Annotated in this window: 2 rRNA genes; both read left to right on the plus strand. The window is 57.5% G+C overall.

The features are described from left to right. Positions 1–115 (plus strand): 16S ribosomal RNA (locus ACH34W_RS55380); the annotation flags it as partial. 478 nt (positions 116–593) lie between these two features. Then, a 23S ribosomal RNA gene (locus tag ACH34W_RS55385) occupies positions 594–1,161 on the plus strand; the annotation flags it as partial.

A 1,161-nucleotide genomic window follows, 5' to 3' on the forward strand; every position in this document is an offset into this window, starting at 1 on the left:
CCGAAGCCCGTGGCCCAACCCGCAAGGGGGGGAGCGGTCGAAGGTGGGGCCGGCGATTGGGACGAAGTCGTAACAAGGTAGCCGTACCGGAAGGTGCGGCTGGATCACCTCCTTTCTAAGGAGCACCTCTGGCCCGCAAGAACCCTCGCTCTGAGGGTCGGCCGGGTCAGTAGCCACCGTCGGTGACGAATGTTCACCGGGTGGCTGCTCATAGATGTGGAGCACTGGCTACTCACCAGCATCCTGGTGTCACCCGGCAAGTACCGCTGCCTCCTCTTGGAGGCGGAGTGGGAACGGCGAGGTTGAGGTCTGGGTGCTGGTGGACACGCTGTTGGGTCCTGAGGAAACGGACCCTTCAGCCCCAGAACACCTGGGCCCCTTGTTTTGCGGGGGGTTTCGGGTGGGTTGGGGCTGGGTTGTTTCTTCTGGATTGCGGGACCAGATCGCGCACCCCTCTGAAGGGTGTGGGGCTGGTGGGCCCGGTTGTTTTTTGAGAACTGCACAGTGGACGCGAGCATCTCTGAACAAGAGACTCAGGTTTTTCGAATCTGGGTTTTTTGTTCTCTGTTGCGATTTGTTTGATCGTTTTGTGTGTTCAAGTTTTTAAGGGCATACGGTGGATGCCTTGGCATCAGGAGCCGATGAAGGACGTGGGAGCCTGCGATATGCCTCGGGGAGTCGGCAACCAGACTTTGATCCGGGGATTTCCGAATGGGGAAACCTGGCACCCGTCATGGGGTGTCGCCGCCTGCTGAATGTATAGGCAGGTTGGTGGGAACGCGGGGAAGTGAAACATCTCAGTACCCGCAGGAAGAGAAAACAATAGTGATTCCGTGAGTAGTGGTGAGCGAAAGCGGATTAGCCTAAACCGTGTACGTGTGATAGCCGGCAGGCGTTGCGTATGCGGGGTTGTGGGACCATCTGGAAACTGCTGCCGTGGTTTCAAGGAGTTACAAACTGCTCGGATAGTCGAATGGCATGGGAAGGCCGACCGTAGACGGTGAGAGTCCGGTAGACGAAATTCGAGTGGCTTCTGGGTGTGTTCCCGAGTAGCACGGGGCCCGTGAAATCCCGTGTGAATCTGCCAAGACCACTTGGTAAGGCTGAATACTTCCTGATGACCGATAGCGGACAAGTACCGTGAGGGAAAGGTGAAAAGTG

Source organism: Actinomadura sp. 6N118, from assembly GCF_044326415.1.
Classification (GTDB): domain Bacteria; phylum Actinomycetota; class Actinomycetes; order Streptosporangiales; family Streptosporangiaceae; genus Spirillospora.